This window comes from Streptomyces sp. NPDC056527 (assembly GCF_042794475.1).
GTDB lineage: Bacteria > Actinomycetota > Actinomycetes > Streptomycetales > Streptomycetaceae > Streptomyces.
The window spans coordinates 122,509-146,187 of sequence record NZ_JBHTTQ010000001.1; the positions used below are offsets into that span (position 1 = coordinate 122,509).

The 23,679-nt window shown below is 71.3% G+C and carries 23 protein-coding genes; 10 read left to right on the forward strand and 13 right to left on the reverse strand.

Features of this window, described 5'->3' with window-relative positions:
* Positions 1-85: 85 nt before the first annotated feature.
* The gene (locus ACFQ7Q_RS00635; RefSeq protein WP_383547774.1) at positions 86-874 is read left to right on the forward strand and encodes a hypothetical protein; all 789 of its coding nucleotides are present in this window, start codon (positions 86-88) and stop codon (positions 872-874) included.
* 207 nt (positions 875-1,081) lie between these two features.
* On the opposite strand, the gene ACFQ7Q_RS00640 is transcribed toward ACFQ7Q_RS00635, so the two are convergent.
* The 7 genes from ACFQ7Q_RS00640 to ACFQ7Q_RS00670 form a co-directional block, all read right to left on the reverse strand.
* The gene (locus tag ACFQ7Q_RS00640; protein ID WP_383547777.1) at positions 1,082-1,387 is read right to left on the reverse strand and encodes a hypothetical protein; all 306 of its coding nucleotides are present in this window, start codon (positions 1,385-1,387) and stop codon (positions 1,082-1,084) included.
* A 19-nt stretch (positions 1,388-1,406) separates the two neighbouring features.
* On the reverse strand, positions 1,407-1,793 hold the full coding sequence (locus tag ACFQ7Q_RS00645; protein ID WP_383547779.1) for an alpha/beta hydrolase family protein: 387 nt from the start codon (positions 1,791-1,793) through the stop codon (positions 1,407-1,409).
* Between the two features lie 72 nt (positions 1,794-1,865).
* A complete protein-coding gene (locus tag ACFQ7Q_RS00650; RefSeq protein ID WP_383547782.1) occupies positions 1,866-2,189 on the reverse strand; it encodes a hypothetical protein in 324 nt (107 codons plus the stop codon).
* 418 nt (positions 2,190-2,607) lie between these two features.
* On the reverse strand, positions 2,608-5,544 hold the full coding sequence (locus ACFQ7Q_RS00655) for an FtsX-like permease family protein (protein WP_383547785.1): 2,937 nt from the start codon (positions 5,542-5,544) through the stop codon (positions 2,608-2,610).
* A 2-nt stretch (positions 5,545-5,546) separates the two neighbouring features.
* Positions 5,547-6,284 (reverse strand): ABC transporter ATP-binding protein, encoded by a 738-nt coding sequence (locus ACFQ7Q_RS00660; RefSeq protein ID WP_383547788.1) that lies wholly within the window; start codon positions 6,282-6,284, stop codon positions 5,547-5,549.
* Between the two features lie 382 nt (positions 6,285-6,666).
* Positions 6,667-7,524 carry a universal stress protein gene (locus tag ACFQ7Q_RS00665; RefSeq protein WP_383547790.1) on the reverse strand — a complete coding sequence of 286 codons (858 nt, stop codon included), beginning with the start codon at positions 7,522-7,524 and terminating at the stop codon, positions 6,667-6,669.
* A 6-nt stretch (positions 7,525-7,530) separates the two neighbouring features.
* Positions 7,531-8,217, reverse strand: a complete 687-nt coding sequence (locus ACFQ7Q_RS00670; protein WP_383547793.1) for a CBS domain-containing protein — start codon at positions 8,215-8,217, stop codon at positions 7,531-7,533.
* Between the two features lie 220 nt (positions 8,218-8,437).
* On the opposite strand from ACFQ7Q_RS00670, the gene ACFQ7Q_RS00675 reads away from it, so the two are divergent.
* The 6 genes from ACFQ7Q_RS00675 to ACFQ7Q_RS00700 all read left to right on the forward strand — a co-directional run bounded on the left by ACFQ7Q_RS00675 (position 8,438) and on the right by ACFQ7Q_RS00700 (position 13,397).
* Positions 8,438-9,337, forward strand: coding sequence for a universal stress protein (locus ACFQ7Q_RS00675; RefSeq protein ID WP_383547795.1), 900 nt, complete (start codon positions 8,438-8,440; stop codon positions 9,335-9,337).
* Between the two features lie 283 nt (positions 9,338-9,620).
* Positions 9,621-10,523, forward strand: a complete 903-nt coding sequence (locus tag ACFQ7Q_RS00680; protein ID WP_383547798.1) for a universal stress protein — start codon at positions 9,621-9,623, stop codon at positions 10,521-10,523.
* Positions 10,520-11,371, forward strand: coding sequence for a universal stress protein (locus ACFQ7Q_RS00685; RefSeq protein WP_383547801.1), 852 nt, complete (start codon positions 10,520-10,522; stop codon positions 11,369-11,371). Before ACFQ7Q_RS00680 ends, ACFQ7Q_RS00685 begins: the two co-directional genes overlap by 4 nt.
* Positions 11,372-11,793: 422 nt before the next feature.
* Complete coding sequence (locus ACFQ7Q_RS00690; protein ID WP_383547804.1) at positions 11,794-12,252, forward strand: Hsp20/alpha crystallin family protein; 459 nt, start codon at positions 11,794-11,796, stop codon at positions 12,250-12,252.
* Positions 12,249-12,752: a flavodoxin domain-containing protein gene (locus ACFQ7Q_RS00695; RefSeq protein WP_383547807.1), complete on the forward strand. Its 504-nt coding sequence runs from the start codon at positions 12,249-12,251 to the stop codon at positions 12,750-12,752. The genes ACFQ7Q_RS00690 and ACFQ7Q_RS00695 overlap by 4 nt, the downstream gene beginning before the upstream one ends.
* 51 nt (positions 12,753-12,803) lie before the next feature.
* Entirely contained in the window at positions 12,804-13,397 is a 594-nt protein-coding gene (locus tag ACFQ7Q_RS00700) for a hypothetical protein (RefSeq protein ID WP_383547810.1), read from the forward strand.
* A 201-nt stretch (positions 13,398-13,598) separates the two neighbouring features.
* Here the strand turns inward: ACFQ7Q_RS00700 and ACFQ7Q_RS00705 are convergent, their stop codons facing one another.
* From ACFQ7Q_RS00705 to ACFQ7Q_RS00715, 3 genes are all read right to left on the reverse strand, one after another.
* On the reverse strand, positions 13,599-14,513 hold the full coding sequence (locus ACFQ7Q_RS00705; RefSeq protein WP_383547813.1) for a potassium channel family protein: 915 nt from the start codon (positions 14,511-14,513) through the stop codon (positions 13,599-13,601).
* Between the two features lie 208 nt (positions 14,514-14,721).
* Positions 14,722-15,372: a CBS domain-containing protein gene (locus ACFQ7Q_RS00710; protein ID WP_383547816.1), complete on the reverse strand. Its 651-nt coding sequence runs from the start codon at positions 15,370-15,372 to the stop codon at positions 14,722-14,724.
* A 368-nt stretch (positions 15,373-15,740) separates the two neighbouring features.
* Entirely contained in the window at positions 15,741-16,001 is a 261-nt protein-coding gene (locus ACFQ7Q_RS00715) for a hypothetical protein (protein WP_383547819.1), read from the reverse strand.
* Positions 16,002-16,123: 122 nt separating this feature from the next.
* Between ACFQ7Q_RS00715 and ACFQ7Q_RS00720 the strand changes: the two genes are divergently transcribed.
* Positions 16,124-16,897, forward strand: a complete 774-nt coding sequence (locus ACFQ7Q_RS00720) for an HAD family hydrolase (RefSeq protein ID WP_383547821.1) — start codon at positions 16,124-16,126, stop codon at positions 16,895-16,897.
* Positions 16,894-19,287: a glycoside hydrolase family 65 protein gene (locus ACFQ7Q_RS00725; protein WP_383547823.1), complete on the forward strand. Its 2,394-nt coding sequence runs from the start codon at positions 16,894-16,896 to the stop codon at positions 19,285-19,287. Before ACFQ7Q_RS00720 ends, ACFQ7Q_RS00725 begins: the two co-directional genes overlap by 4 nt.
* 8 nt (positions 19,288-19,295) lie before the next feature.
* Here the strand turns inward: ACFQ7Q_RS00725 and ACFQ7Q_RS00730 are convergent, their stop codons facing one another.
* Entirely contained in the window at positions 19,296-20,285 is a 990-nt protein-coding gene (locus tag ACFQ7Q_RS00730) for an Acg family FMN-binding oxidoreductase (RefSeq protein WP_383547825.1), read from the reverse strand.
* A 23-nt stretch (positions 20,286-20,308) separates the two neighbouring features.
* Positions 20,309-20,941 carry a CBS domain-containing protein gene (locus ACFQ7Q_RS00735; protein ID WP_383547828.1) on the reverse strand — a complete coding sequence of 211 codons (633 nt, stop codon included), beginning with the start codon at positions 20,939-20,941 and terminating at the stop codon, positions 20,309-20,311.
* Between the two features lie 252 nt (positions 20,942-21,193).
* Here ACFQ7Q_RS00735 and ACFQ7Q_RS00740 point away from each other — a divergent pair, with 252 nt between their 5' ends.
* The gene (locus ACFQ7Q_RS00740; RefSeq protein WP_383547830.1) at positions 21,194-22,930 is read left to right on the forward strand and encodes a GAF domain-containing protein; all 1,737 of its coding nucleotides are present in this window, start codon (positions 21,194-21,196) and stop codon (positions 22,928-22,930) included.
* Positions 22,931-22,936: 6 nt separating this feature from the next.
* Here ACFQ7Q_RS00740 and ACFQ7Q_RS00745 read toward each other — a convergent pair whose 3' ends face one another.
* Positions 22,937-23,623, reverse strand: coding sequence for a response regulator (locus tag ACFQ7Q_RS00745; protein ID WP_383547833.1), 687 nt, complete (start codon positions 23,621-23,623; stop codon positions 22,937-22,939).
* Positions 23,624-23,679 lie beyond the last annotated feature (56 nt).

A 23,679-nucleotide genomic window follows, 5' to 3' on the forward strand; every position in this document is an offset into this window, starting at 1 on the left:
TCCACTTCGAGCGGCATCATTGGCTTTCGGCGGAGGTCTCGAGTACGGGGACAAGTGGGACATCATGAGTACCCGCGGGGTATACATGGCGCCCCATCCGGTCTTCACGGAGCTCGACAGCAGTGGATGGGTGATCTGGAGGGTCGGCCCGGGCCTCAATGCCGCCAACATGTGGGGGAGGGGCCGGCTCGAACGGGCCTGGCAGGCGGCCGAAACGGAGTCCGACACGATTGTCGACCTGCGGCCGCTCCACAGACGTGACCTCGCCGGGCACCTGTGCGCCAGGGTCGGACGGTACTTCTTCGAACTTCGTGTCAGAGAGCGCTGGGACGCGGCGATTCCCGAGCCATGTGTGCTGGTGCACGAGTTCTACAACGGCAGGTCGTATCTCCTCACGGCGACCAGCGGCAGGCGGGATCTACGGAAGGGCGACGAGTTCGTCCGCAAGGACCCGTTCGATCCCACGGGGCCAAGGCTGCGGGTCAAGATTCTGTACATTGACCCCGTTGGGCGGACGGCCAGGCTCAGTGTGTATCGGCGACCGGCGATCATCTTCTTCGATGGCACCGCAGATCGTCTTGGTGCGGTGGACGACGACGGCGGACTGATCATCATCGGTGGGAAGGTCGTGAACGTGCCGTCCAATTCACCCCTTTACGCCAAGGTCGAAGACGTCGCGCAACAGCTCCAGGAGGCCGAGATCACCTTCGACGGCCAGGGCCATGACCTCCTGCACCACGGCAGCCTGCGCGCGATGTCCGCCCTGACAGAGCTGCTGGCCCGGAGGGAATCGCCGCACGAGCCTCAGAACGTGATGCAGGCTGCACAGATCCCACCGTCCCTGGCCCATGTCGCGGAGCCGGGCGAGGGCTGATGCGGCTGCGAGACACGGTCGGCCCAGCAGGCATCTCAGGTCAGGCTGTCGAACTGGCCGAGGAGGTCGCCGACCACCGCCGCGACGGCCCCGCCGGCGAAGAGGAGTGAAAGCAACCAGGATGGCGTCCCGTATCCACCGGCCCCGCGACTGCAGCGGAGGTACGCGGCCTTCGAACTCCGCAAGAACCTGCCCGTGTTGGCTGCGTCAGTTGCCGGAGAGCTCATCCTGCAGCCAGTCGAAGACAAGATCGCAGTGCTGCTGTGGGGCCATCGGAGAACAGTGCAGCTGCCCGCCGGTGGTCGCGTCGAACTTCGCCAGGAACCTGGAGGCACCGGTCAGCTTGTCGAACATCTGGCGCGTCTGGCCGGGATAGAACTGCTCGTACTCGTAGTCGTAGAGCAGTGTGGGCACCTCGATGCGGCTGACGACATTCGTGATGTTCATCGATTCGATGAATTTGGCGGGGGTCCAGAAGTCGGTGAACACCTTGCCCTTGCGGGCGTCGAGCATCGCCGGCAGAGAGAAGGGCTCAATGCGCTTCTTGATCGTCGCAGCTGCAGAGCAACTGCCCCTGGCCCGGCCCGTCGTACACCAGGGCGTTCCAGCCGCGCGCCAGAGCGGTCGGGACGCCGTAGGTCCACATGTCGACGTTCTGCCCGTCGCTGCCGTTCGTGAGGATCACGGTGGGGCGCCGCTCGCCCGAGGTGTCCGGCCGGAAGTACCACACCGGCAACGGCTTCGTCCCGTACGGGGCCTTCGCCTTCACCGGCGCCGGGTCGCACAGGCCGCAGAACTTGTCCCAGGCGCCGCGCCCAGCCCTGTACAGCTGCTGCTCCTTGCCCGGGTCGTCGGAGCCCAGGACGAAGAACAGCGCCTGGCCGTAGTACTGCGCGGCCCGCAGGGCACGGAAGCGCATGGTCTCCGGGTCGTGCGTGAAGCCCTGGGGCGACGTCAGGAGCTGATCGCCGAGTCTCCTGAAGGTATCGGTCTACGTCTGGGCCGAGAGGCCGGCCTTGTTGATCGCGTTCACGGCGGTGAGCACCTCGCCCACCTCGGCGGCACGGAATGCGGACGCGCCGAGTGCCCAGAGCCCGTTGAAATTGAAGGCCGGATCCTTGAACAGTGTCATCACGCCGGGCGTGGCTCCGGCTGTGGGGCCGGCAGCCGACTCCGAGGGAGCGAGGGCGGGCGCATTCGCGGGCGCAGTTCCCGACCGGGTGCACCCGGCGGTCAGCACGGCCCCGCCGACGAGCCCGGCAAGCGTGGTGCGACGGGTGGGGCCGGAGCCGGGATCGCTCGGTGCGTACGTCATGGAAGTCGAACGTAGGAGCCGCACCTGCGACCCTCCTGTGCGCGACACTCGCTGCTCCCCCGAACAGCTCTTCAGGCAGTGCCTGAATGCCCCAACCGCCAGAACCGCGACACCGCTGGGTTGCCGCGCGGACGCTTGCTCCGCGGCCAGCGCCACCTGCACCGGGGCCGCGCTCGCCGCCCGCGCCGTCCGCGGACCCATCAACCCTGTGACCGGCCCTTCCGGCTGCCTCGTGCGGCCAGGAGCCGGGGCAGGGCCGTTCATCCTTCGGGCGCTATTCCGGCACGTTCCGCCTGGATCGGATCGACGCGCGGCCGCGAGCACCTGCCACTGCTCCGCACCGACACGGCACGCAATCCGACGGCATAGGTGTACGTGCCTTGCACGGAGGTGGCCCCGGTCGGACCCGGGCCGCTCGTTATTCGGCGACGCGAACGGCGAGTGCGGGGCGGATCGCTGCCGCGCGGCGTGCCGGTCCGATCGTGGCCAGGAGTGATGCGGCGAAGGTGGCTGCCGCCAGTCCGCCGACGCCGGCCCATTCGACGGGGAACCCGCCTTCGAGGCCCTCGAACGCAGCGCTGTTCTGGTACATCAGCCAGGTCGTCAGCACCCCCAGCAGGGATCCGAGCACGATGCCCTCCACCGCGACGAAGGCGCTCTCCCACAGGAACGACCGCTGCACGGTCCTGGCCTGGAAGCCGAGTCCCCGCAGGATCCCGATGGTGCGACGGCGTTCGCGTACGGCCCGGACCATGACGACTCCGAGACCGGTGATGCCGACGCCGAGGCCCAGGGCGAGGAAGCCCTGCATGAGCCGGAAGAAGGCGGTGCTGGAGTCGAACTGCCGGCGTATGTCGGAGGCGATCGGCGTGGCGACCAGGCTGGACGACAGCTGTTCGCCCTGCAGTTGGGGTGCCAGCGCGTCGGGGGATGTTCCGGGCCGGGTTCTGACGAGAGCGGACGCGTTCTGGGCCTGGTCGCCGAAGAGTCCGCGCATGCCGCCCTCGCCCATCACGACGGGATACGTCGTCGAACTGGCGCCGGTGCCCGGATAGAAGACCCGGCCGTTGTCGAGCACACCCGCGATGACCTTCTGCTCGCTGCGGCCCGTACGGGGATCCGTCAGCGTGAGGGTGTCACCTGGGTCGTAGTAGTCGCCGGCCGGTCCACCCGTGCTACCGAAGAACCCGTCGAGAACGACGTAGCGGGGGTCGGCGGCGAGGGCACGCCACACCGCCGGATCGTCCGCGAGACCGGTCAGCCGCTCGCGGAAGGTGATACCGGTGATGGAGCCATCGGGCACCCCGACAGCGGCGACATCGAGAGGCTGGGTGCTGCGGTTCCCCGGGTCGGTGGCACGGCCGGTGGCGTTCAATAGCGGTGTGACGGCGGAGATCCCGGCGGCCGATGGGCCGTTGCGCAGCTCCGCCGCGAGCCGGTCGCCCGCGACCTGGGGGTTGTAGTCGAGCCGGAGGGAGTAGCCGGCCGTGGCATCGGCGACGACTCCGTCGACGCCGGCGCGGAGGACGCCCGAGATCTCCGTCAGGAGGACGAGGACGAACACGATCAGCGTGTACATCACCAGAGTCGCACCGGTCCGGAACCGTTTGGCCAGCGGGTACGCGACGGCCAGCCGCGCCGCCAGCCCCGACTCCGACGGCTTCTCCAGGAACCCGCGCACCGGACGGAGCAGCGTCCTCTGGTTGTCGCTGACGAGAACCACCGCGGAGAAGGCGGCCAGTGCGCCCTGGATCACGTACACCGACATCGAAGGCGTGTCGAAGATCCGGGGACGTACGACGGGCGCCAGCAGCGTCCAGAGCAGTACGGCTCCGGCGACCAGCGTGGTGGTCGCGTGACGGGGGAGGACGCGCAGCAGCGCCGGAGTCGCGAAGGCGAGGGCGAGCGCAGGCATGAGGTACGTCGCGTCCGGCTGGCTGCGTGCCACGGCCGGGACGGCCACGAGTGCGCACAGCACAGCCAGGGTGCTGGACACGATCAGCAGCCGGCGACGCGGCCGTCGTCCGGGCGACGCCGGGAGGTCTCGGATGGCGGCGATGATGTTGAACCTGCTGATGCGCACGCTGGTCGCGAGGACCGCGGCGAGGGCGATGAGCAGGCCGAGGGCCAGTCCGTTGAGGATGCTGGTGGGCGTGACGGCGAAGGCGATCCGGATGCTGCTCCCGCCGACCGACCAGCCGCGGAAGATCTCCGCCGCCACCACGGCGACGCCCCAGCCGACACCGACGCCGATTGCCACGCCCGGCACCGCGGACAGCAGGGCGTACGCGGCGCCTTCGAGGGTGAAGGACCCGACCAGGCGCGAGCGCTTCATGCCGACGGCGCGCACCATTCCCATCTGGGACTTCCGCTCCTCGCCCAGCATGACGAAGATGTTCACCAGCAGCAGCGCGCCCGCGATGATGCTGAAGCTGCCGATCATGAGGAACAGCGCGCCGAGGGAGTCCCCAGCCTGCTTGGCGTCGCGCAGCACCGTGTGCTTCGGGGTCTCGATCGCCGCCTGGCCGGAGAGAGGGCCCAGCGCCTGGCGGATGTCCGCCGTCACCCGGGCGGTCAGGGCGTCACCGCTCTCGACGCCTCCGCGGTTGGACACGAACGTGACCGAGCGGGGCTCCGCTCCGGCGGCCCGCGCGGCGGAGTCCAGCGTTCCGGGAGCCAGGAACGCGTCGCGGTTCAGTCTGCCGCCCAGGCCCACACCGGCCAGGCCCTGCTCCGGCACCACCCGGTCCACCCGGTATGTCTGCGGTGTGCCGAACAGGTACAAGGTGATCGGCTCTCCGGCCCGAACCCGCAAGGACCGGGCAAGCGGTTCGTTGATGACGACCTGGCCAGGCTCCGGATTCGGTCCTCCGAGCCCGGGGTCGCCGCCCGGCGCGCCGAAGCGGGATGCCTCCTTGAAGTCCATCTGCCAGGCCAGTACGCGTGGTTCGGCGACCGTGCGGCTGTCGGTGCGGCCGACGGCCGACGCCTGGGTGGCCTTGGCGTTCAGGACGCCGTCGACGTCGGGGGAGTCGGCCAACGCGGCCAGCCGTTCGGTGACGGTACGTCCTGCCGGGCCGGGCGGCGCGACGACGCGCTCGTCCACCGGTCCCAGGGTTCGGTACGCCTCCTGGCGTACGGAGAAGTTCAGGGTGTCGCCAACGACCAGGGCCCCGATGATGATGGCCGTTCCGAGCACCGATCCGCCGATCACCAGGGCGGCCTCGGTACGTCGGCGGGCGAGTTGCCGGAAGGCCAGCCGCCGTGACACCGGCTGACGGACGGCGACCAGAACGAGGCCCGCGAGGGCGCACGCCAGGGCGATGAGCAGCGGAGCCAGCAGGTTCGGATACATGGTCAGCCCAGGGGGACATCGCTGACGGTGTCAGGGGAGGGGGTGCGCTGGGGGACGTCGTCGACCAGGCGTCCGTCGCGCATCCGGATCAGCCGTGGCACGCGGGCGCCGATCGTGGCGTCGTGCGTGACCAGCACGATCGTCTGGTCCTCGTCCCGGTTGAGCTCGCACAGCAGGTCCATGACCTGGTCGGCCATCGCGCTGTCGAGGTTGCCGGTGGGTTCGTCCGCCCACACGATGGCCGGGCGTCCGGCCAGGGCGCGGGCGATGGTCACCCGCTGCTGCTCACCGCCGGACATCTCGCTCGGCCGGTGCTCGACCCGGTGGCCGAGGCCCACCCGGTCGAGCATGGCCAGCGCTCTTCGGCGTGCTTCGCGCGGCCGCGTGCCCACGAGCAGCAGGGGGAGTTCGACGTTCTCCACCGCGGAGAAGACCGGGATGAGGTTGAACGCCTGGAAGACGAAGCCCATCGTCCGGGCCCTGTGCTCCGTGCGTGCGGCGTCCGACAGCGCGAAGAGGTCATGGCCTTCCACCACCACCCGGCCGCCGTCGATGTCGTCCAGGCCGGACAAGCAGTTCAGCAGAGTGGTCTTGCCGGACCCGGACGGGCCCATGACCCCCACCAGTTCTCCGCGGCGCACGACGAGGTCCAGGTCGAGCAGGGCGGTGACCGTCACGGAGCCGGTCCGGTAGATCTTGCGTACACCGGTGGCTTCGAGGAGTGGCTGGTCGCTGTTCATGCCTTCCATACGAGACCCCGGACGAACCGCACGCTACGGCCACCCAGGCCCGGTCGGGGGGCCGAAGGACCCAATCCGGCACACGAGCGTCGTACGGCGGCGACGGCGCCTCGATCGTCCGCATCACGAGGCCCGGACGAAGCCGCCGGGGGCACCCGCCCCCGGACCACGCGCCGCCCGGACGAAGCCGCCGGGACCACCCGCCCCCCGGACCACCCGCCGCCCCGACCACCCGCCCCCCGACCACACCCGTCGCCGATCCGACGCGCTCGGCCGTCCCCGCGACCTCCGACGGCCGACGGGCCGGACGTCCGTCGACCGGCGACGAGTGATCGGCCGGACCTCCGTCGACCGGCCGACCAGGTGGATCGATCGTGCTGGATCAGTCGTGCGGAACGAGGGCGACCGGGGCAGGGCTGTGGTGCAGGACCGCGTGCGCCACGTGCCCGATGTGCGCGCCGAGCGGGGAACGAGGGGTGCGCCGGCCGACCACCACGAGATCCGCGTCGGCCGAGGCCCGGACGAGCTCCTGACCCGCCGATCCGGCCACTACATGACAGGTGGCGTCGACATCCGGGTACTTCGTCTGCCACGGCTCCATCATCTCGCTGAGCCAATGCCCGATCTCCGCGGCCACGGAGAGCCGCATGTCCGGTACGACCGTCGGCCCCAACGTCGCGTAGAGCGGGATCTGCTGTGTGTACACGGCGTTCACGGCGGCCTGTCTCCGAGCCGCCGCGTCGAACGCGAACGCGAGCACGCTGTCGCACGGCTGCCGTACGTCGAGCCCGACGAGCACCTGTCCGTGCGTGGTGGCATCGCCCGCCGCCCGCACAAGGACCACAGGCTGTACGACCCGCCCGACCACGGAGAGGCCGACCGAACCGATGACGGACCCCGCGACCCTGCCCAGCGCGCGCGAGCCGAGGACCAGCAGATCGGCCTCGCTCCCCGCGGCGACGAGGCCCTGAACAGGGCTCGGCGGCATCAGTCGGGTCGTGACCGGGAGCCCGGCATGGCGTGCGCGCAGGGCGGTCGCGGACCTCGTCAGCAGATCTTCGGCCCACTTCTCTCTCGTCACCGGGGCCCCCTCGTGCAGGATGTCCTCCGGCCGCGGCTCCATCACATGCACGAGGCGCATGACGGTGCCGCGCAGCAGCGCCTCCTGTGCCGCCCACTCCGCGGCCGCCGCACTCTCGGCCGTACCGTCCAGACCGACCACGATGCCGCGTGTGGTCATGGCCGTTCACCTCCTCGTCCGCAGGCCCCGTGTGTCGTCCGTGTCGTCCGTGTCGTACGAGATTCGGGTGGAGACCGAGACCACCCCGTCGACCGTGGCGCACATGCGCTCGATGGCCGGGATCATGCCTCGGAACGGCAACCGGCCGTCGATCTGCACACGACCGCTCCGCACCTCGACCGTGAGGGTGGCCGGATCGAGGTTCAGCGTGTCGCGGAGCAGGTCGTCGCGGATCTCGCGGCGGATGTCGCCGTCGTCACGGAGGAAGATCCCCAGGAGGTCCCGTCGGCTCACGATGCCCACGAGCCGGTCCTCGTCGTCGACGACGACGAGACGCTTGACGCCCTGCACCTCCATCAGCCGTGCCGCCTCCACCACGGTCCAGTCCGGGCGGGCGCACACAACCGGCGCCGACATCAGCTCCTCGGCACGCGTCCCCTCGGCCTTCGCCCGCTCCCACGCCTCAAGACCCGGCACGGCAGGACGGTCGCCCGGCGCGGCGGCCTGGTCGGCGGTCTTGCGCAGCAGATCCCCTTCCGACACCACCCCGATCACCTGATTCGCGCCGTCCACCACCGGGACCGCGGTCACCCGGCGCTCGGAGAGCACCCGCACGATCTCCTTGAACGGCGCTTCGCCGCGGACGCTCACCACCTCACGGGTCATCAGCTCGCCGATCCTGCGATGACGCATCACGCACTCCTTCCGCCCCGGGGAGCCCCCGGCCCGGCATTTCTCACCCTCACCCGCCCGCCGCTCCCGCAGGCAGTGCCGAATGGTCCCCTTCGGGGACGGTCGGCCCCATGACGGCGGGCCTGGGGCGCCGGTGGTACCGACCGGCCCTAGCCCTGGTCCGCGGCGGGATGCGAGCGTGGGAGCAGGCCACCTCACACCCGGAAAGGCGGTGGGGACCATGGAGACCCCGCTGGTGGTTGGAGTCGACGGTTCCGACGCCAGTCTCACGGCGGCGGACTGGGCCGTCGACGAAGCGGTACGGCACGGCCTTCCGCTGCGCATCGTCCACGCCTCGCTGTGGGAGCGCTACGAAGGGACCGCGCCGGCCTGGACCGCGGACCGGCCCTCGGGGCAGGTGCTCGCCGAGAACATCGTCAGCGTGGCGGCGGAGCGGGCCGGTCGCCGCGCACCCGACCTTGCCGTCACGACGGCGGTCCTCGCCGAGGACGCGTCGAGTGCGCTGCTCAGGGAGGGGCGCGAGGCCGTGGCCCTGGTCGTCGGCTCTCGGGGCCGGGGGGAGCTCGCCGACCTTCTGCTGGGATCCGTCGGCCTCGTCGTCGCCTCTCGGTCCCACTGCCTGGTCGTCGTCGTCCGAGGCGACCGGCAAGCCCTGGAAGCACGCCACGACAGGGTCCTGCTGGGCATCGGCGACCACGACGTCGACGCGCCGGCCGTACGCTTCGCCTTTCGCGAGGCGGCGGCTCGGAACGCGGAACTCGATGTCGTCCGCACCTGGCGACGGCCGCCTCCCGAGTCGGTCGACCATCCGCTCCTGACGGGTGAAGCGGGGCCGTACTTCGAGGGACGGGCGTCCGACCTGCTCGACAAGGCGCTCGAGGCGGTGGTCCGCGACCATCCGCAGGTGCGCCTGCGAAGGAGCACGGTCGAAGGACCGGCCCACAAGATGCTCGTGAAGCGTTCCGCCGCCGCCGACCTGCTGGTGGTCGGGGCGAGACGGCGGAACGGCATCGTCGGCACGGGGCTGGGGAAGGTCGCCCATCGCGCACTGCACCATGCATCGTGCCCGGTCGCCGTCGTCCCCCAGCACCACGATGTGTCCACGGAGGCAGACGGTTGATGAAAGCAACCGCCCCGACAGCGCCTCGGTCGATCACCGGGAGGCGGCCTTGAGCCGTCCGGACCGGCGGTGGCCCGGGCCGTCGTGACGAGCCTCCTCGCCTTGGCTCCGTACCGGATTCGACTGCCGGCGTCCCGCCCCGGTCGTCTCCGGGACAGGGGCCGACAGGACTGGATCGGGGCCGAAGGGCCCATCCCCAGGAGGCCAGGCCAGGCGTCAGTGTGGAAGGCGTCGCCCTGCGAATCGCCTTCCCGAGCCCGGGACGTGCGCCCGAGGAGGAGCCATGACCAGCGAGATCCCCAGGACGGAGCTCGGAAACGTCATCGTCGGGGTCGACGGATCCCCGTCCGCCAGGACGGCCGCTCTCTGGGCCGCCGCCGAGGCGGAGCGCCGTGGCCGCCCCCTGCACCTCGTCCACGCCGCCGACACCGACCGGCGTGCCCTGTTCGCCGCCGCCGAGACGATCCAGGCGGTGCGTGAAGCGGGCCGCGACCTGCTGATCGAGACGGCGAACGCCGTCCAGGAGCGCTATCCGGCTCTCCCCGTCACCAGGGAGCTCAGCCGTCGGGAACCGGTCTCCGGCCTTCGGGACTCCGCCGGCGACACGGGCACGATCGTGGTGGGCAGCAGGGGCCTCGGCGGCTTCGCCTCCCTCATGCTGGGTTCGGTCGGTCTCGGTGTGGCGGCGCGGGCGAAGGTGCCCGTGATCGTCGTGCGTGGTGACGGTGACCGCCCCGAGTTCGGCTCGGTGACAGCAGCCGTGCACGGCGCTTCGGATCTCGGCTGGCTGCTCGTCGCGGCTGCCGAGGCGGATGCCCGCAAGGCGGCGTTGCGCCTGGTGAGTGTCTGGAACGTCCTCGCGCACGTCGGCAGTGTCGCGACCATGCTCGACGATCTCGACGAGATGGCGCGGCGACGTGTGCGTGAGACCAAGGCCCTGGCCGAGCTGGTGCGTGGGTTCCATCCGCAGCTGATCGTCAATCACCACGTCGAGACGGGCACGAGCACGCCCGGGATCCTGGTGGAGGCGAGCGCCCACACCGATCTGCTCGTGATGGGCAGAGAACACCATGCCTTCGGCGCGGGCCCGTCCCTGGGCCGCGTCGCGCACACCCTGCTCCACCACGCCCACTGCCCGGTGGAGATCGTCCCACCCGCCTTCGCCACCCGGGATGAGGAGACGTGAACGAGATACTGCTCGGAGTCGACCCCCAGGAGCAGTCGATCCCGGCTCTCGTCTGGGCCGCCGACGAGGCCGTACGAAAAGGGCTGGCGCTGCGCCTGGTCGTCGCCGTACCGCCGGTCCACGACGGGTTGCGTTACGACGCGCTCGCCCACCAGAGCGCCCTGCGCATGCGTGCGGAGTCGGCGATCGCCAATGCGGAGGACCTCGCTCGCGAACTGCACGACGGTCTGCGGATCGCGACGGACCTGGTGAACGGTGTGCCGGCGGCCGCGCTGCGCGACATGGCGGCGCGTGCCGCGCTCGTCGTCGTGGGCTCGCGCCGTCTCGGCAGGGCGGCCGAGATGTTCAGCGAGAGCTCTGTGGCCGTCCCGCTCACTGCGCGGGCCGACTGTCCCGTCGTCGTGGTCCGCGCACCTGAGCACACCGCCGTACACCCACCGACCCTCGTCGTCGGCGTGGACGGAAGCGAGTCCTCACGGGCCGCGGTCGCCTTCGCCGTCGAGGAGGCGAGCCTGCGCGAGGTACGGCTGCGGGCCGTCTGGGTCTGGCCCCGTTCCGTTCTCGCGCGTGACGACGGCGAAGAGGGCCTGGCCGAGCGGCATCGGCTGCTCGCCGAGTCGGTGGCGGGCTGGGCGGAGAGGTACCCGGACGTCGGCATCTCCGAAGAGGTCGTACGGGGACATCCTGTCGAGCAACTCGCCCTGGCGTCCCAGGAGTCCCAGGCTCTGGTGGTCGGTCGCGTGGGCCGCGGCGGCTACTCGGGCATGCGGATGGGCTCCACGGTCCACGGCCTGCTGCACCGCGCCATGTGCCCCTTGATCACCGTCCCCCTCCCGCGCCGCGCGTAGCGGACCGTCGCCGACCCGGGCTCGCCGGTCCCGTTCCGGTACGGACCGACCGGGGCCCGCCGACCCGATCGATCCGCGCACCCGTCCGGCAGACCGCTCCCGTACCGAGGGCGCCGACGGCCATGGAGAACGCCATGGGGCCGATGCGGCGATCCGTACCGCTCACGGAATCGGGCCGGTCGGACGTGGCCCCGTGACCGGGGGACCGGCGAGACGCGTGACGTCGTGCTTGGGCCGGTCGGTCCCTTCCCGGTCGGGCCCGTTCGGCCCTCCTCGACGGCCCCCTTGGGCACTGCACCGTGCCGGGGCCGGGCGGAAGAGTGGGATACGGAGTCGGACCCGGCTCCGTGACCCGGTCCGCAGTCCAAGGCGGCGACCCACCCACGGTGACCGTCCTCGGACCCACACACCAGGAGCAGAAAATGACCGGAGGCAAGGTCGAGCGCAGGCGCAGTCATTTCCCCGACTTCAACGACTGGTTCAACAGGGAGTTCCCCGGGCTGCCCGGGTGGCGTCCCGCCGCGGCCGCCCACTCCATCCCGATCGAGATGACCAGCGGGGACGGCGTGTACGTACTGCGCGCCGAACTGCCGGGAATGGACCCGGCCGACGACATCGGCATCACCGTCGACGACAACCTCCTCACCGTCAGCGCGGAGCACCGCGAGAGCACGGAGGACAAGGAGCACTCGGAGTTCCGCTACGGCTCGTTCCGCAGGACCGTGCGCCTCCCGGCCACCATTCCCGCGGACGACGTCGACGCCGCTTACGCGGACGGCATTCTCACCGTCCGCATCCCGATGCCCGACAAACAGACCAGGACCGCCAGGAGCATCCCCGTCAAGCGGTCCGACCCCACGGATGAGGGAAGGTCGTCATGAACACCCGACGGGTCGTGGTCGCCTACGGCAGCAAGGCCGGCGCGACCGCCGGAATCGCCGAACAGATCGGCCGGACGCTCCGGGACGACGGTTTCGACGCCGTGGTGCTTCCCGCCGACACCGTCACCGACGTCAGTGGCTACGACGGGGTCGTCCTCGGTGGGGCCCTCTACGCCGGGCACTGGAACGGCAAGGCCCGGCGGTGTGCCCGGCGCAACGCCGAACAACTCAGGCACCGGCCTGTCTGGCTGTTCAGCAGCGGACCCGTCGACAGTTCCGCAGAGGAGCACGACATCCCGCCCGTACGCGGAGTCGCCCGGCGGATGAAGAAGCTCGGCGCTCGTGAGCACATCACCTTCGGCGGCGCCGTGACCGCCGAGACGTCGGATCCGGTCGCCCGGCACATGGTGAGCCGAGGCAAGGGCGGAGACTTCCGCAATCCGGAAATGATCCGGATGTGGGCCCATCACATCGGAACCGAGCTCGGTGCCACCCACTGATCGGTGCCGCTGACACGTCGGCGGGGCCACCCCACCACCCGGAGGTGCGCCATGCTCCACCACGAGCCGTCGGGCAGTGGGGCCACCCCACCCGCGAGAGGACCGCACGCCCGCGCTGCCCTGATCTTCGTCACGATGATCGCCGTGATCTGCGGCGCTGTCGCAGCCGGGGTGCTGTGGAAGGCGAGTGCCGAGGCCGACCGTGAACTCGCCGCCCACCGCCACAGAGTGACGGCGACGACCACCGATCGCGCCGTGGATCCGTCCTCGGCCACCCGGTACGGCGCGCAGCCCCACTCCCTCGCGTCCGCCGCATGGGAGTACCCCGACGACGTCCGGCGGTCCGGGACCATTCAGGTTCCTCCGCAGACGCCCGCAGGCCGCGCCCTGACGATCTGGGTGGACGACACCGGCAGGCAGACCCGAGCACCGGGCAACGCAGCCCAGCGCGCCTTCACCTCGCTCGCGGGAGGAGCGGCTGCGGCGGGTGTCGTGGGGGCCTCGGGAGCCGCGGCTGTCGCCCTCGTACGACGGGGAACCCAAGCCCGTAGCCTCGCGGCCTGGGAACGCGAGTGGGAGCAGGTGGAGCCCGTCTGGTCCGGCCGGCTCCGCCGGGGCAGCGGTCCAGGAGCCGGCGACGACTGACCGTGCCGGAAGCCGCAGCCACAGGGAGCGGGCCACCTCACCGACCGAGGAACCGTCCTTCGACCCCGGCGAGCCGCTGCCGAGACTGCGCCGCGAACTCGGCACGGGGACCGATGGGTTGTCCGTACGTGAGGCCGCTCGCCGTCCACGGGCGGTCCTCGTGTGGGGCACGGACAAGTTGCGGCGCACGCGGCGACGCCGTCACCGATCGTCGACGCTGCCCGAGGGAGGAGCGTCCGGCTCCCTGCCCGGGGAGCGCCCGTGGTCGGCGGCGTAGGCCGCGAAGACGTGTTCCGGGCCTTCTCCTGTGCGGAGAAAGCGGTCGTCGAGCACGACGGACAGGTCCTCCAGCGCCGTGCGCAGCACCGACGCGGAGAGCCGGACGTCCGGGTGCCGCGCATCCGCGGCCTGTTCGGCCAGACCGGCGGCGTAGCGGAGCTGCTCGGGAAGCGACGTGTGCACGTCGCCGTCGCGGAAGTAGTACGACTCGGCGTACTGCATGAAGTCGACCGTGACGACGGAGAGAGCCGAGGCGAGTCCGTCCAGGAGCGCGGCGCCCCCGTCGGAGTCGAGGGCCTTGGAGGCGGCCCGGCTGCGGCGGATGTGGGACAGCCGTAGCGCCAGTGCCCTGCGACGGGCGAGCGCAGGGTAGATACCGAGGATCCAGGCGACGGTCGCCGACAGCAGGACGAATCCCGCCAGGGCCTCCATGGGGGCCAGCACGCGCAGCCATCCCGAGGTCGGCGCGATGTCTCCCAGACCGAGCGTGGCCAGGGTGACCAGGGAGACGTACAGCGCATCCACCGGGCCGGCGTGCTCGGAAGGGACGAGTCCCGTGGCGTACGAGAAGTTCTCCGGCATGTGGGGCCAGTAGATGAGCGCCCACCCCAGGGCCACGGTCAGTGCCCAGGCGGCGAAGACGGTCACCATGCCCAGCGGGCCCGCGAGACCGGCCGGCCGGCGCCCGGCGCCGAACCGGGCGGACAGCCGCCACATGGACATCATCACCAGCCTGCTCAGACCTCCGTGACGGGTCGGGTGCCAGAGCGTGTGGAACACGTCCCGGAGGATGAGCAGGACCAGCACAGCGCCCGCGAGCATCGGAAGCCACGTCATTCAGGCACCCTTCCCGCACGAGGCGTCGGAGTCCGCTCCGAGCCGGCGATCTCAGCCCGGTGGCGGCGCCCGCCCGCCCCTTCGGGCGCGCCGGCCCTGCCGAGCACCCGTGGGGCCTACCGCCCGTGCGCCGCCCGCATGCCCTCCCGCGGGTACGAGATCGCCATCGTGACCTCGTACAGATCGGCGTCCGTGACCTCGGACATGCTCACGACCCGCTCGCGGTGAGCTCCCACCGTACGTCCACCACCCCTTCGACGGCCCGCGCGAGGCGGGCCGCGAGGGGGACGAGGGCGCTGTCGTGGACCTCGCCGGACAGGGTCACGACGCCGGCGTCGACACGGACCTCCACGTGCGGGTGCGGAGGCGGGAACAGGTGCTCGACGACGTCGTGGCGTACCTCCGCCGCGAGATCCTCGTCCGGGCGGAGGAACACCTTGAGCAGGTCGGCCCGGCTCACGATCCCCTGGATCGTCCCGCTCGCGTCGACCACCGGCAGCCGCTTGACCCGATGGGCGGCCATGAGCCGGGCTGCCCGAGGCAGCGGCGCGTCGGGAGCGACGGTGACGGCGGGCGAGGTCATGAGGTCCTGAGCACGTCGGGACCCGGCCTTCGCCGTGGCGTCGAGACGCCGCATCTGTTCGAGGAGGCCGAGGCGGTGGTCGTGGAACTCCTCCTTGAGGAGCAGGTCCGCCTCCGAGACGACCCCGACGACACGGCCGTCCCCCTCGACGACGGGGACGGCGGTCACCCTCCACCGCTCCATGGCGGCGACGATCTCCTTGAAATCCGCGCCGGGCAGGACGGCGACGACCTTCTTGGTCATGACATCGGCGACGGTGAACGGCTGGGAGGCCATCGCTCATTCCTTAGTGTGGAGTCGGCGCGCCATCGCTGCGGCGACGGCCGTGGACACCGCCGCTGCGACGGAGAAGTCCTGTGTTCGCAGCGCTCCCTGACAGCCTGCCCGTCGAACTCCAGGGCGCGCACCTCGGCCGTCGCCGTGGCACCGAGGCGCCAGTGGTGCGGCGGGGTCGACCAGGAGCAGCTGGGGAGGTCGCCCGACACGAGTGTGTCGACGAGAACTCTGCTACGGGGAGGGAGTCCGTTCGGCAGCTTCGTCATGGTGCTCATGGCATGCTCCAGCCCTCCCCCCACAGACTCCCGCCCGACCGAGCGGCGCCGGCAGGGCCTCGCGGGTCATACGGCGGGCCCGAACGGCCCCGGTCAGCGGACCGGAACGGCCTCTCGGAACGCGGGACGACGGGCGTCGAGACACGACGGCGTGGATGCCCGCGGCCTCGGGTCGAGCCGCTCCCGGTTGCGTCGTCGCAGCTCTGAGAAACCCTGGAAGAGTCCGCAGCCGAGGAGGATCCGCGCATGGTCGCTCTCGACCGGGAACGTGCTTCCGGTGACCGTCCCCACGCCCCCGAGGAAGCCGAGCAGAGCCGGTGCGGCGGAGGCGGTATCCAGGGCTGCCTCGGGCATGGCCGGCCACCCTTCGGGGAGTGCGGCGGTTACCGGAAGGGGCGCGCCGGAGGGGGCCGAGCGGCTCCCTTCCCGGGCCGACCGGTCCATGCGGTCACCCGACGGGCATCGGAGGCGGGACGGTGAGCGGGCCCACCCCGGGCTCCCGGGCGCCGCGCGGGGTCGTCTTCGACACCGACGGCGTTCTGCTCGACTCCGCCACCCTGCATGCGGCCGCGTGGAAGGTCGCGTTCGACGCCTGTCTCGAACTCACAGGCCGGGGAGACAGGGCGCAGCCGCCCTTCGACGCCGATGCCGAGTACCGCCGATTCGTCGACGGAAAGTCCCGCTTCGACGGGGCAGAGGCACTCCTGACCGCCCGGGGACTCGGACTCCCGGCGGGAACGCCCGACGATCCGCCCGGCTGCGACACGGTCTGGGCGGTCGCCGCACGCAAGGAGCAGGTGTTCCTGGAGGCGCTCCGCACCGAGGGAATCGTGGGCTTCGCGGATGCCGGCCCGGCACTTGCCGTCCTGCGGGCGGCCGACGTGCCGTGCGCCGCCGCGTCCGCCTCCCGGCACGCCCGGGCGTTGCTCGAGGCCGCGGGGCTCGACCGACTCCTCACCGTGGTCGTGGACGGCGAGGACACGGCCCGGCTCGGCCTCGCCGGGAAGCCGGACCCCGCGCTGTTCCTCCACGCGGCCGCCCTCCTCGGCACACGTCCCGGGAACACCGCAGTGGTCGAGGACGCGGTCTCGGGAGTCGCGGCGGCGCGCCGCGGACGCTTCGGACTGGTCGTCGGTCTCGACCGCACCCCCGACCGGCGCCACGCGGCCCGGCTCCGCGAGCAGGGCGCCGACCTCACGGTTCCCGATCTCGCGGCGCTGGTCCGGAGTGTGTGGGGTGAGTCCGGATGACCGCGGGCTGGACGTGGACCGGGAGCGATCGCTACGACCCGGAGCGCGAGAGGCTGGTGGAAGCCCTCTGCACGCTCGGCAACGGCAGGTTCGCCACCCGCGGCTCGGCGCCCGAGTGCGCCGCCGACCCCACGCACTACCCGGGGACCTATCTGGCGGGCTGCTACGACCGGCTCACCTCGGTCGTCGCGGGCGAGCGGGTCGAGAGCGAGGACCTCGTCAACCTCCCGAACTGGACGCTCCTGCGCTACCGGTGTCTGCCGGAGGACGCCCCGCCCGGCGACTGGCTGACGCCCGACTCCGAGTCCCTGCGCAACTACGGCGTACGGCTCGACCTGCGCACGGGAGTGCTCACCCGGCGGCTGTTCTTCCGGGACGAGCGTGGGCTCGGCCTGCGCGTCGGCCACACCCGGATCGTCCACATGGGAGACCCCCGGCTGGCGGTCCAGCGCACCATGTTCCGTGCCTACGGCTGGAGCGGTGCCGTCGAGGTGGAGTCCGTTCTCGACGGCGCCGTCACCAACGCCGGAGTCGAGCGATACCGACACCTCGACGGGCGTCACCTCAGGGACCACCGGACCGGATTCGAGCCTGACGGGATCGGCTGGCTCACCTGTCGAACGGTGGATCCCGGCATCCGTATCGCCCTGGCCGTGCGAACGGTCACCCGTCCGTCGTGCCCCGTCGAGGAGGCCGCTACGAGGACCGGCACCGTTCAGACGTACCGCCTGCGCGTCGGGCCCCGGCGCTCCGCGACGGTCGTGAAGACGATGGCGCTGCACACCTCGCTCGACCGGCCCACCACCGACCTGTTCACCGAGGCCGTGGACGCCGCCGCGCGAGCCCCGGCCTTCCCCCGGCTGCTCTCCACGCACAGGGCGGCCTGGCGGCGGCTGTGGGAGCAGGGCGAGTTGCACGTTCCCGGGGAGGCGGGGCGCATCCTCCGCCTGCACCTGTTCCACGTCCTTCAGACACTCTCCCCGAACACCGCGGAACTCGACGTCGGCGTCCCCGCCCGCGGCCTGCACGGCGAGGCGTACCGGGGGCACGTCTTCTGGGACGAACTCTTCGTGCTGCCCTACCTCACCGTCCACTTCCCCGAGGTGGCCCGCGCCCTGCTCATGTACCGCCACCGTCGACTCCCGGCCGCACGAGCGGCGGCGCGCCGAGCCGGCGGCCGGGGCGCCATGTACCCGTGGCAGAGCGCGAGTTCGGGACGGGAGGAGACCCAGACGCTGCACCTCAATCCACGCTCGGGCCGTTGGCTCCCCGACCACTCGCACCTCCAGCGCCATGTCGGTTCGGCCGTGGCCCTCAACGTCTGGCGGTACGCGCAGGCGACGGGAGACCGGGGATTCCTCCACTCGGCAGGTGCGGAGATCATGCTGGAGGTCGCCCGCCACTGGGCCGCCGCCGCCACCTACGACGCCGAGCACGGCCGGTACCGGCTCCGCGGCGTCGTGGGCCCCGACGAGTACCACGACGCCTATCCCGATGCCACGACTCCCGGCATCGACGACAACGCGTACACCAACGCGACAGCCGCCTGGGTCCTCGCCCGCGGGCTGGACCTGCTGGGCGAACTGCCCGACGCCCGACGCGCGGAACTGACGGAGAGGCTGTCGCTCGACGACGAGGAACTCACCCGGTGGGAAGAGGTCTCCCACCGTCTGTACGTTCCCTTCCACCGGGGCGTGGTGAGCCAGTTCGAGGGCTACGGAGACCTGGCGGAGCTGGACTGGGACACGTACCACGACCGGTACGGCGACATCCGCAGACTCGACCGGATCCTGGAGGCCGAGGGCGACACGGTCAACCGCTACCAGGCGTCGAAGCAGGCCGACACCCTCATGCTCGGCTACCTCTTGCGCCCCGCGGAGCTGCACGGCCTCTTCTCCCGGCTCGGGTACGCGCTGGACGACGAGGTGTGGCGCGCGACCGTCGCGTACTACCTTCGACGCACCAGCCACGGCTCGACGCTCAGCAGCCTCGTCCACGGCTGGGTGCTGACCCGTCGGAAGGGTGCCGACGCCTGGCGGTACTGCGAGGAGGCGCTGCTCGCCGACGTCGCCGACGTGCAGGGCGGAACGACCGGCGAGGGGATCCATCTCGGCGCGATGGCGGGCACGGTCGATCTCGTCGAGCGAGGGATCACCGGCCTGGAAGCGGGTCCGGAGGGGCTTCGCGTCGCGCCCGTGATGCTGCGGGAGATCCCCCGGTTCTCCTTCTCCCTCTGCGTCGGCGGGCATCGAGGGGTGCGCCTGCGGATGTTTCCCGGCCGGCTCGTCATCGGGGTTCCGGTCTCGTCCCAGGGGCCGCTCGCCGTCGTGCTCCCCGAAGGGCGGAGGGTCACCGTCGCTCCAGGGCAGGAACGCTGGTTCCGGATGTGACGGGACGATCAGACGAACGTGAGCACGTCGGCTGCGGGGCGGCGGGGCGTGGCCCGGCCCGGGGGGCCGTAGCCCAGGCGGAACATCATGTGGACGAAGCCCAGAGCGGAGCCCGGATCCCGTGCGACGGAACGGAGTTCGGGCCACTCCAGGGGCTGAGACATGAGGGAGGCCGAGAGCCCGTCGAGGGTGGCCCGCAACAGCACCCGGTGCATCGCCTGGCCGGCCTTCAGCCAGTCCTCCCGAGTGTCCTCGACCGTGCCGAGCAGCGCGATCCGGGGCCTCTTCTCGAACACCGCGGACGCGCGGCCGGGGACGCGACGGCGGGAGTCGAAGTCCCGGACCGGAGCGGTCACGTCGTACTGACGGGGGCCGAAGGCGTACGAGGGGATTCCCTCGGTCTCGGGGCCTTCCCCGGCCGCGCCCGTGCGCGTCCAAGCGGCGATCTCCGCACGAACCGCCGCGTCCGCGGCCTCGAACATCTGGGACTCGTGCACGAGCCGGAGCACGGTGTCGGTGTGCCAGGCTCCCGGCACGATCAGGCCGCAGCCTTCCAGGAGGGCCGCGGAGCAGAGCCCGTCGACGACCTCGGAGGGGATCTCTTCCTCGGAGAACGGGGAGCGGCTGGTGTGCCGCCGCGGCAGAGCGGGGTGGAGTGCGTCCAGGTCGCTGTCGGCGCCCTCGGGACCACCGAGCCGAACGTCGGCGAGATGCCAGGGGTCCGCCGGGTCGGGGAGCAGCCGCGTGCCGGCGGGCCGGCCGTGGTGGGCGGCGGCTACGCGGAGACCGAAGAGGGCGGCGCCGCAGCCGAGATGGAGGGCGCGGTGGTCGCGGTCCTCGTGCGGCATGGCGCGTTCGGGATCGCCGTGCAGCTCGATGGTGTCGGTGCCCGTCCGGTGGACGAACTTCCAGGGCTGGGCGTTGTGCATCGAGGGCGCGGTGACGGCGTCCTCGATCAGCGATGTCACGAGCGGTCGGGTCAGGGCGGTGGTGGACACGGTGCGTCCTGTCTGTGAGGGAGTCACCAGGAGATGTCGTGTGCGGTCCGTGCGGTCCGTGCGGGGGGTGCGAGGGGCGATCCGCCCTCACGGGCGGACAGCAGATCCACGACGGCGACGACGCCGTCCACGAGCGTGGTGAGTCGCGGGAGCATCACGGCCTGACTCCGCAGCCGGACGCGGCCGCCGAGCGTCACCACGCCGTCCAGGACATGCACGTCCACCGCGTCCCCGGGCAGGCCCATGGCGTCCTCCAGGACGTCCTCCCGGATGCGACGCCGTATCTCCGCATCCGGACGAAGGAAGACACAGAGCAGATCACGTCGGGTCACGATGCCCACCAGACGCTCCTCCTCGTCGACCACCGGAAGGCGCTCCACTCCCCGGCGCACCATCAACCGCGCGGCGTCCCCCACCGCTTCCTCGGCATGAACCGTGATCGCGGGTGCGGTCATCAGCTCCCGCGCGGTCAGCTCGCGACGAGCCAGGAGGTCGCTCTCCGAGACCACTCCGAGGACGTGGTCGTCCTCGTCCACGACGGGGACGCCGCTGATCTCGTGTTCGGCGAGAAGTCTCACGACCTCCCTGAACGGTGTGGCAGGAACGGCGGAGACCACTTCGTCGGTCATCAGACCGCCGACCTTCATATGCCTCATTGCCGCGCCTCCTGTTCGAGCATCCGGACGGTGCACCCCCGCGCCACCACCGTCCATCGCACGCACGGGACCCGCGAGGGCCGAACGGTCCACCGTCGGGACCGACCGGGCCCGACCCTGTCCGGTACCCGCACCCGCGTGCTTCCGCCGTACGGGACCCGGGCGCTCGACAGGAACGGGTGGTGCATCCGGATTACGGTGAAAATGCGTGCTTCGGGTGCCGTCCGTGCCCCCGATGCGCCGGAGGTGTCGATGGGGCGTGAGGACCCGGAGCCCGCGGAGAACAGGATTCCGCGGCTGAGACTCGACGAGCTGCTCGACGAGCTCCAGGTACGCATCGACGAGGTGCGCGGTACGAGGGGCCGGCTGGACGGGCTGCTGCAGGCCGTCATGTCCGTGGGCCGGGAACTGGACCTGGCTCAGGTGCTGCGCGGCATCGTGGAGGCGGCGGTGACGCTCGTGGACGCGGAGTACGGAGCCCTCGGCGTCATCGGCGACGACCGGAGGCTCTCGGAGTTCCTCCCCATCGGGATCGACGACGACCAGCGGAAGCGGATCGGCGACCTGCCTTCCGGGCACGGCATCCTCGGGGAACTGATCCGCAATCCGAAGGCGCTGCGGCTTTCCGAGCTGTCCGAGCACCCCGCCTCGTACGGATTCCCGCCCCACCACCCGCCCATGCACTCGTTCCTCGGCGTGCCCATCCGGGTCCGCGACGCGGTCTTCGGCAACCTCTACCTCACGGAGAAGCGGGGAGGGGCTGACTTCGACGCCGACGACGAGGCCGTCGTGACGACCCTCGCCGTCGCCGCCGGCATCGCCATCGACAACGCCCGGCTCTACGAAGAGGGCCGGCTCAGACAGCTGTGGCTGGCGGCGAGTGCGGACCTCACCAGTGCTCTCCTCTCCGGTGCCGAGGAGTCCCAGGTGCTCGACGGGATGCTGGAACAGGCCGTGGAGATCGCGGGCGCCGACATGGGCGTCTTCTACCTGGTGGGTACGGGTGGCGAGCTGCGGGGCTCGCTGGCGCGCGGCGAGGGGGCCGACGCGCACCGGGGAGTCGTCCTGCCGAGCAGCGAGGGGACGATGGCCGCCGCCGCACTCGCGCATGAGGACGGGCTGGTCACGGTGGGAGACGTCGAGAGCGACGAGCGGGTGACGGTGCAGCCGGAGCGCTGGAAGGGGTTCGGGCCGGCGGTGGCCGTCACGGTCGGCACGAAGGAGCGGCTGAGCGGTGTGCTCATCCTCGCCAGGCGTCGTGGGCGGTCCTCCTTCGAAGGCGCCGAGATCGCTGCGCTCCCCGGATTCGCGGGTCAGGCCGCCCTGGCCCTCGAACTGGCCGACCGGCGCCGTGACGCGGAGCAGGTGAGCCTTCTGGAGGACCGCGACCGGATCGCGCGGGACCTGCACGATCTGGCGATCCAGCGTCTCTTCGCCACCGGCATGACGCTGCAGAGCGCCCGGCGCTTCGTCGAGCACCCTGAGGCCGTGGACCGGCTGACCCGGGCGATCGACGACCTGGACGCCACCATCAAGATCATCCGATCGACCATCTTCGGCCTGCGGGCACACGACACCCCCGGAACCGCCCCGAAACTGAGAAACCGCGTGGTCAAGGCCGTCGACTCGGCCGCGTCGACGCTCGGATTCGCTCCGGCGCTGCGCATGGAGGGCCTGCTCGACACGGACGTGCCGCCGGATGCGGCCGAGGAGGTGCTCGCCGTCCTCGGGGAAGGTCTGACCAACGTGGCGCGGCATGCCCGGGCGGGCCGTGCGGAGGTGTCCGTCGTCGCCGACGACGGCGTGCTGGCGGTGACGGTGAGCGACGACGGCATCGGCATTCCGCGGGGTGGCAGCCGCAGTGGACTTCGGAACCTGTCCGAACGGGCCGAACGGCTCGGCGGCACCCTGTCGGTGTTCGCACGAGCGGAGCCGGGCGGCGGCACCGTGCTGGAGTGGCGGATCCCGCTGCCGGCCGGGCGGGAGTGAGCGGGCCTACGTCTGCTCGGCCTCGTGTTCGTGGGCCTGCGCGGCGATGACGGCGGCCTGTACGCGGCGCTCCACTCCGAGCTTGCCGAGCAGCCGTGAGATGTGGTTCTTGACCGTCTTCTCGGACAGGTAGAGCCGCTTGGCGATCTGCCGGTTGGTGAGCCCCTCGCCGATGAGATCGAGGACGGACCTCTCCCTCTCCGACAGCACCGCGAGCCGCTCGTCCTCCGGTGGCTTCGCCGCCTCGGGATCGCGCAACGAGTGCATCAGCCGGGCGGTGGTGGCCGGGTCGAGCATCGACTGGCCCGTGGCCACGGTCCGTACCGCCGACACCAGGTCGGAGCCTTTGATCTGTTTGAGGACGTACCCCGCCGCTCCCGCCATGATCGCGTCGAGGAGTGCGTCCTCGTCGTCGAAGGAGGTCAGCATGAGGCATGCCAGCTCCGGCATCCGCGAGCGCAGCTCCCGGCAGACGGAGATCCCGTCGCCGTCGGGCAGCCGGACATCGAGAACCGCCACGTCCGGCCGCAGAGCGGGGCCCCTGGCCAGGGCCTGGTCGGCGGTGGCCGCCTCGCCGACCACTTCCATGTCGGGCTCGTCGTCGATCAGGTCGCGAAGACCCCGGCGGACGACCTCGTGGTCGTCCACGAGGAAGACGCGTGTGCGTGCGGTGGCTGCCGGTAGATCGGACATGGCGACCCCTGCGGTCGGTCGGGCACGGACGGAATCGCCCCTATGAGGATTGTCCG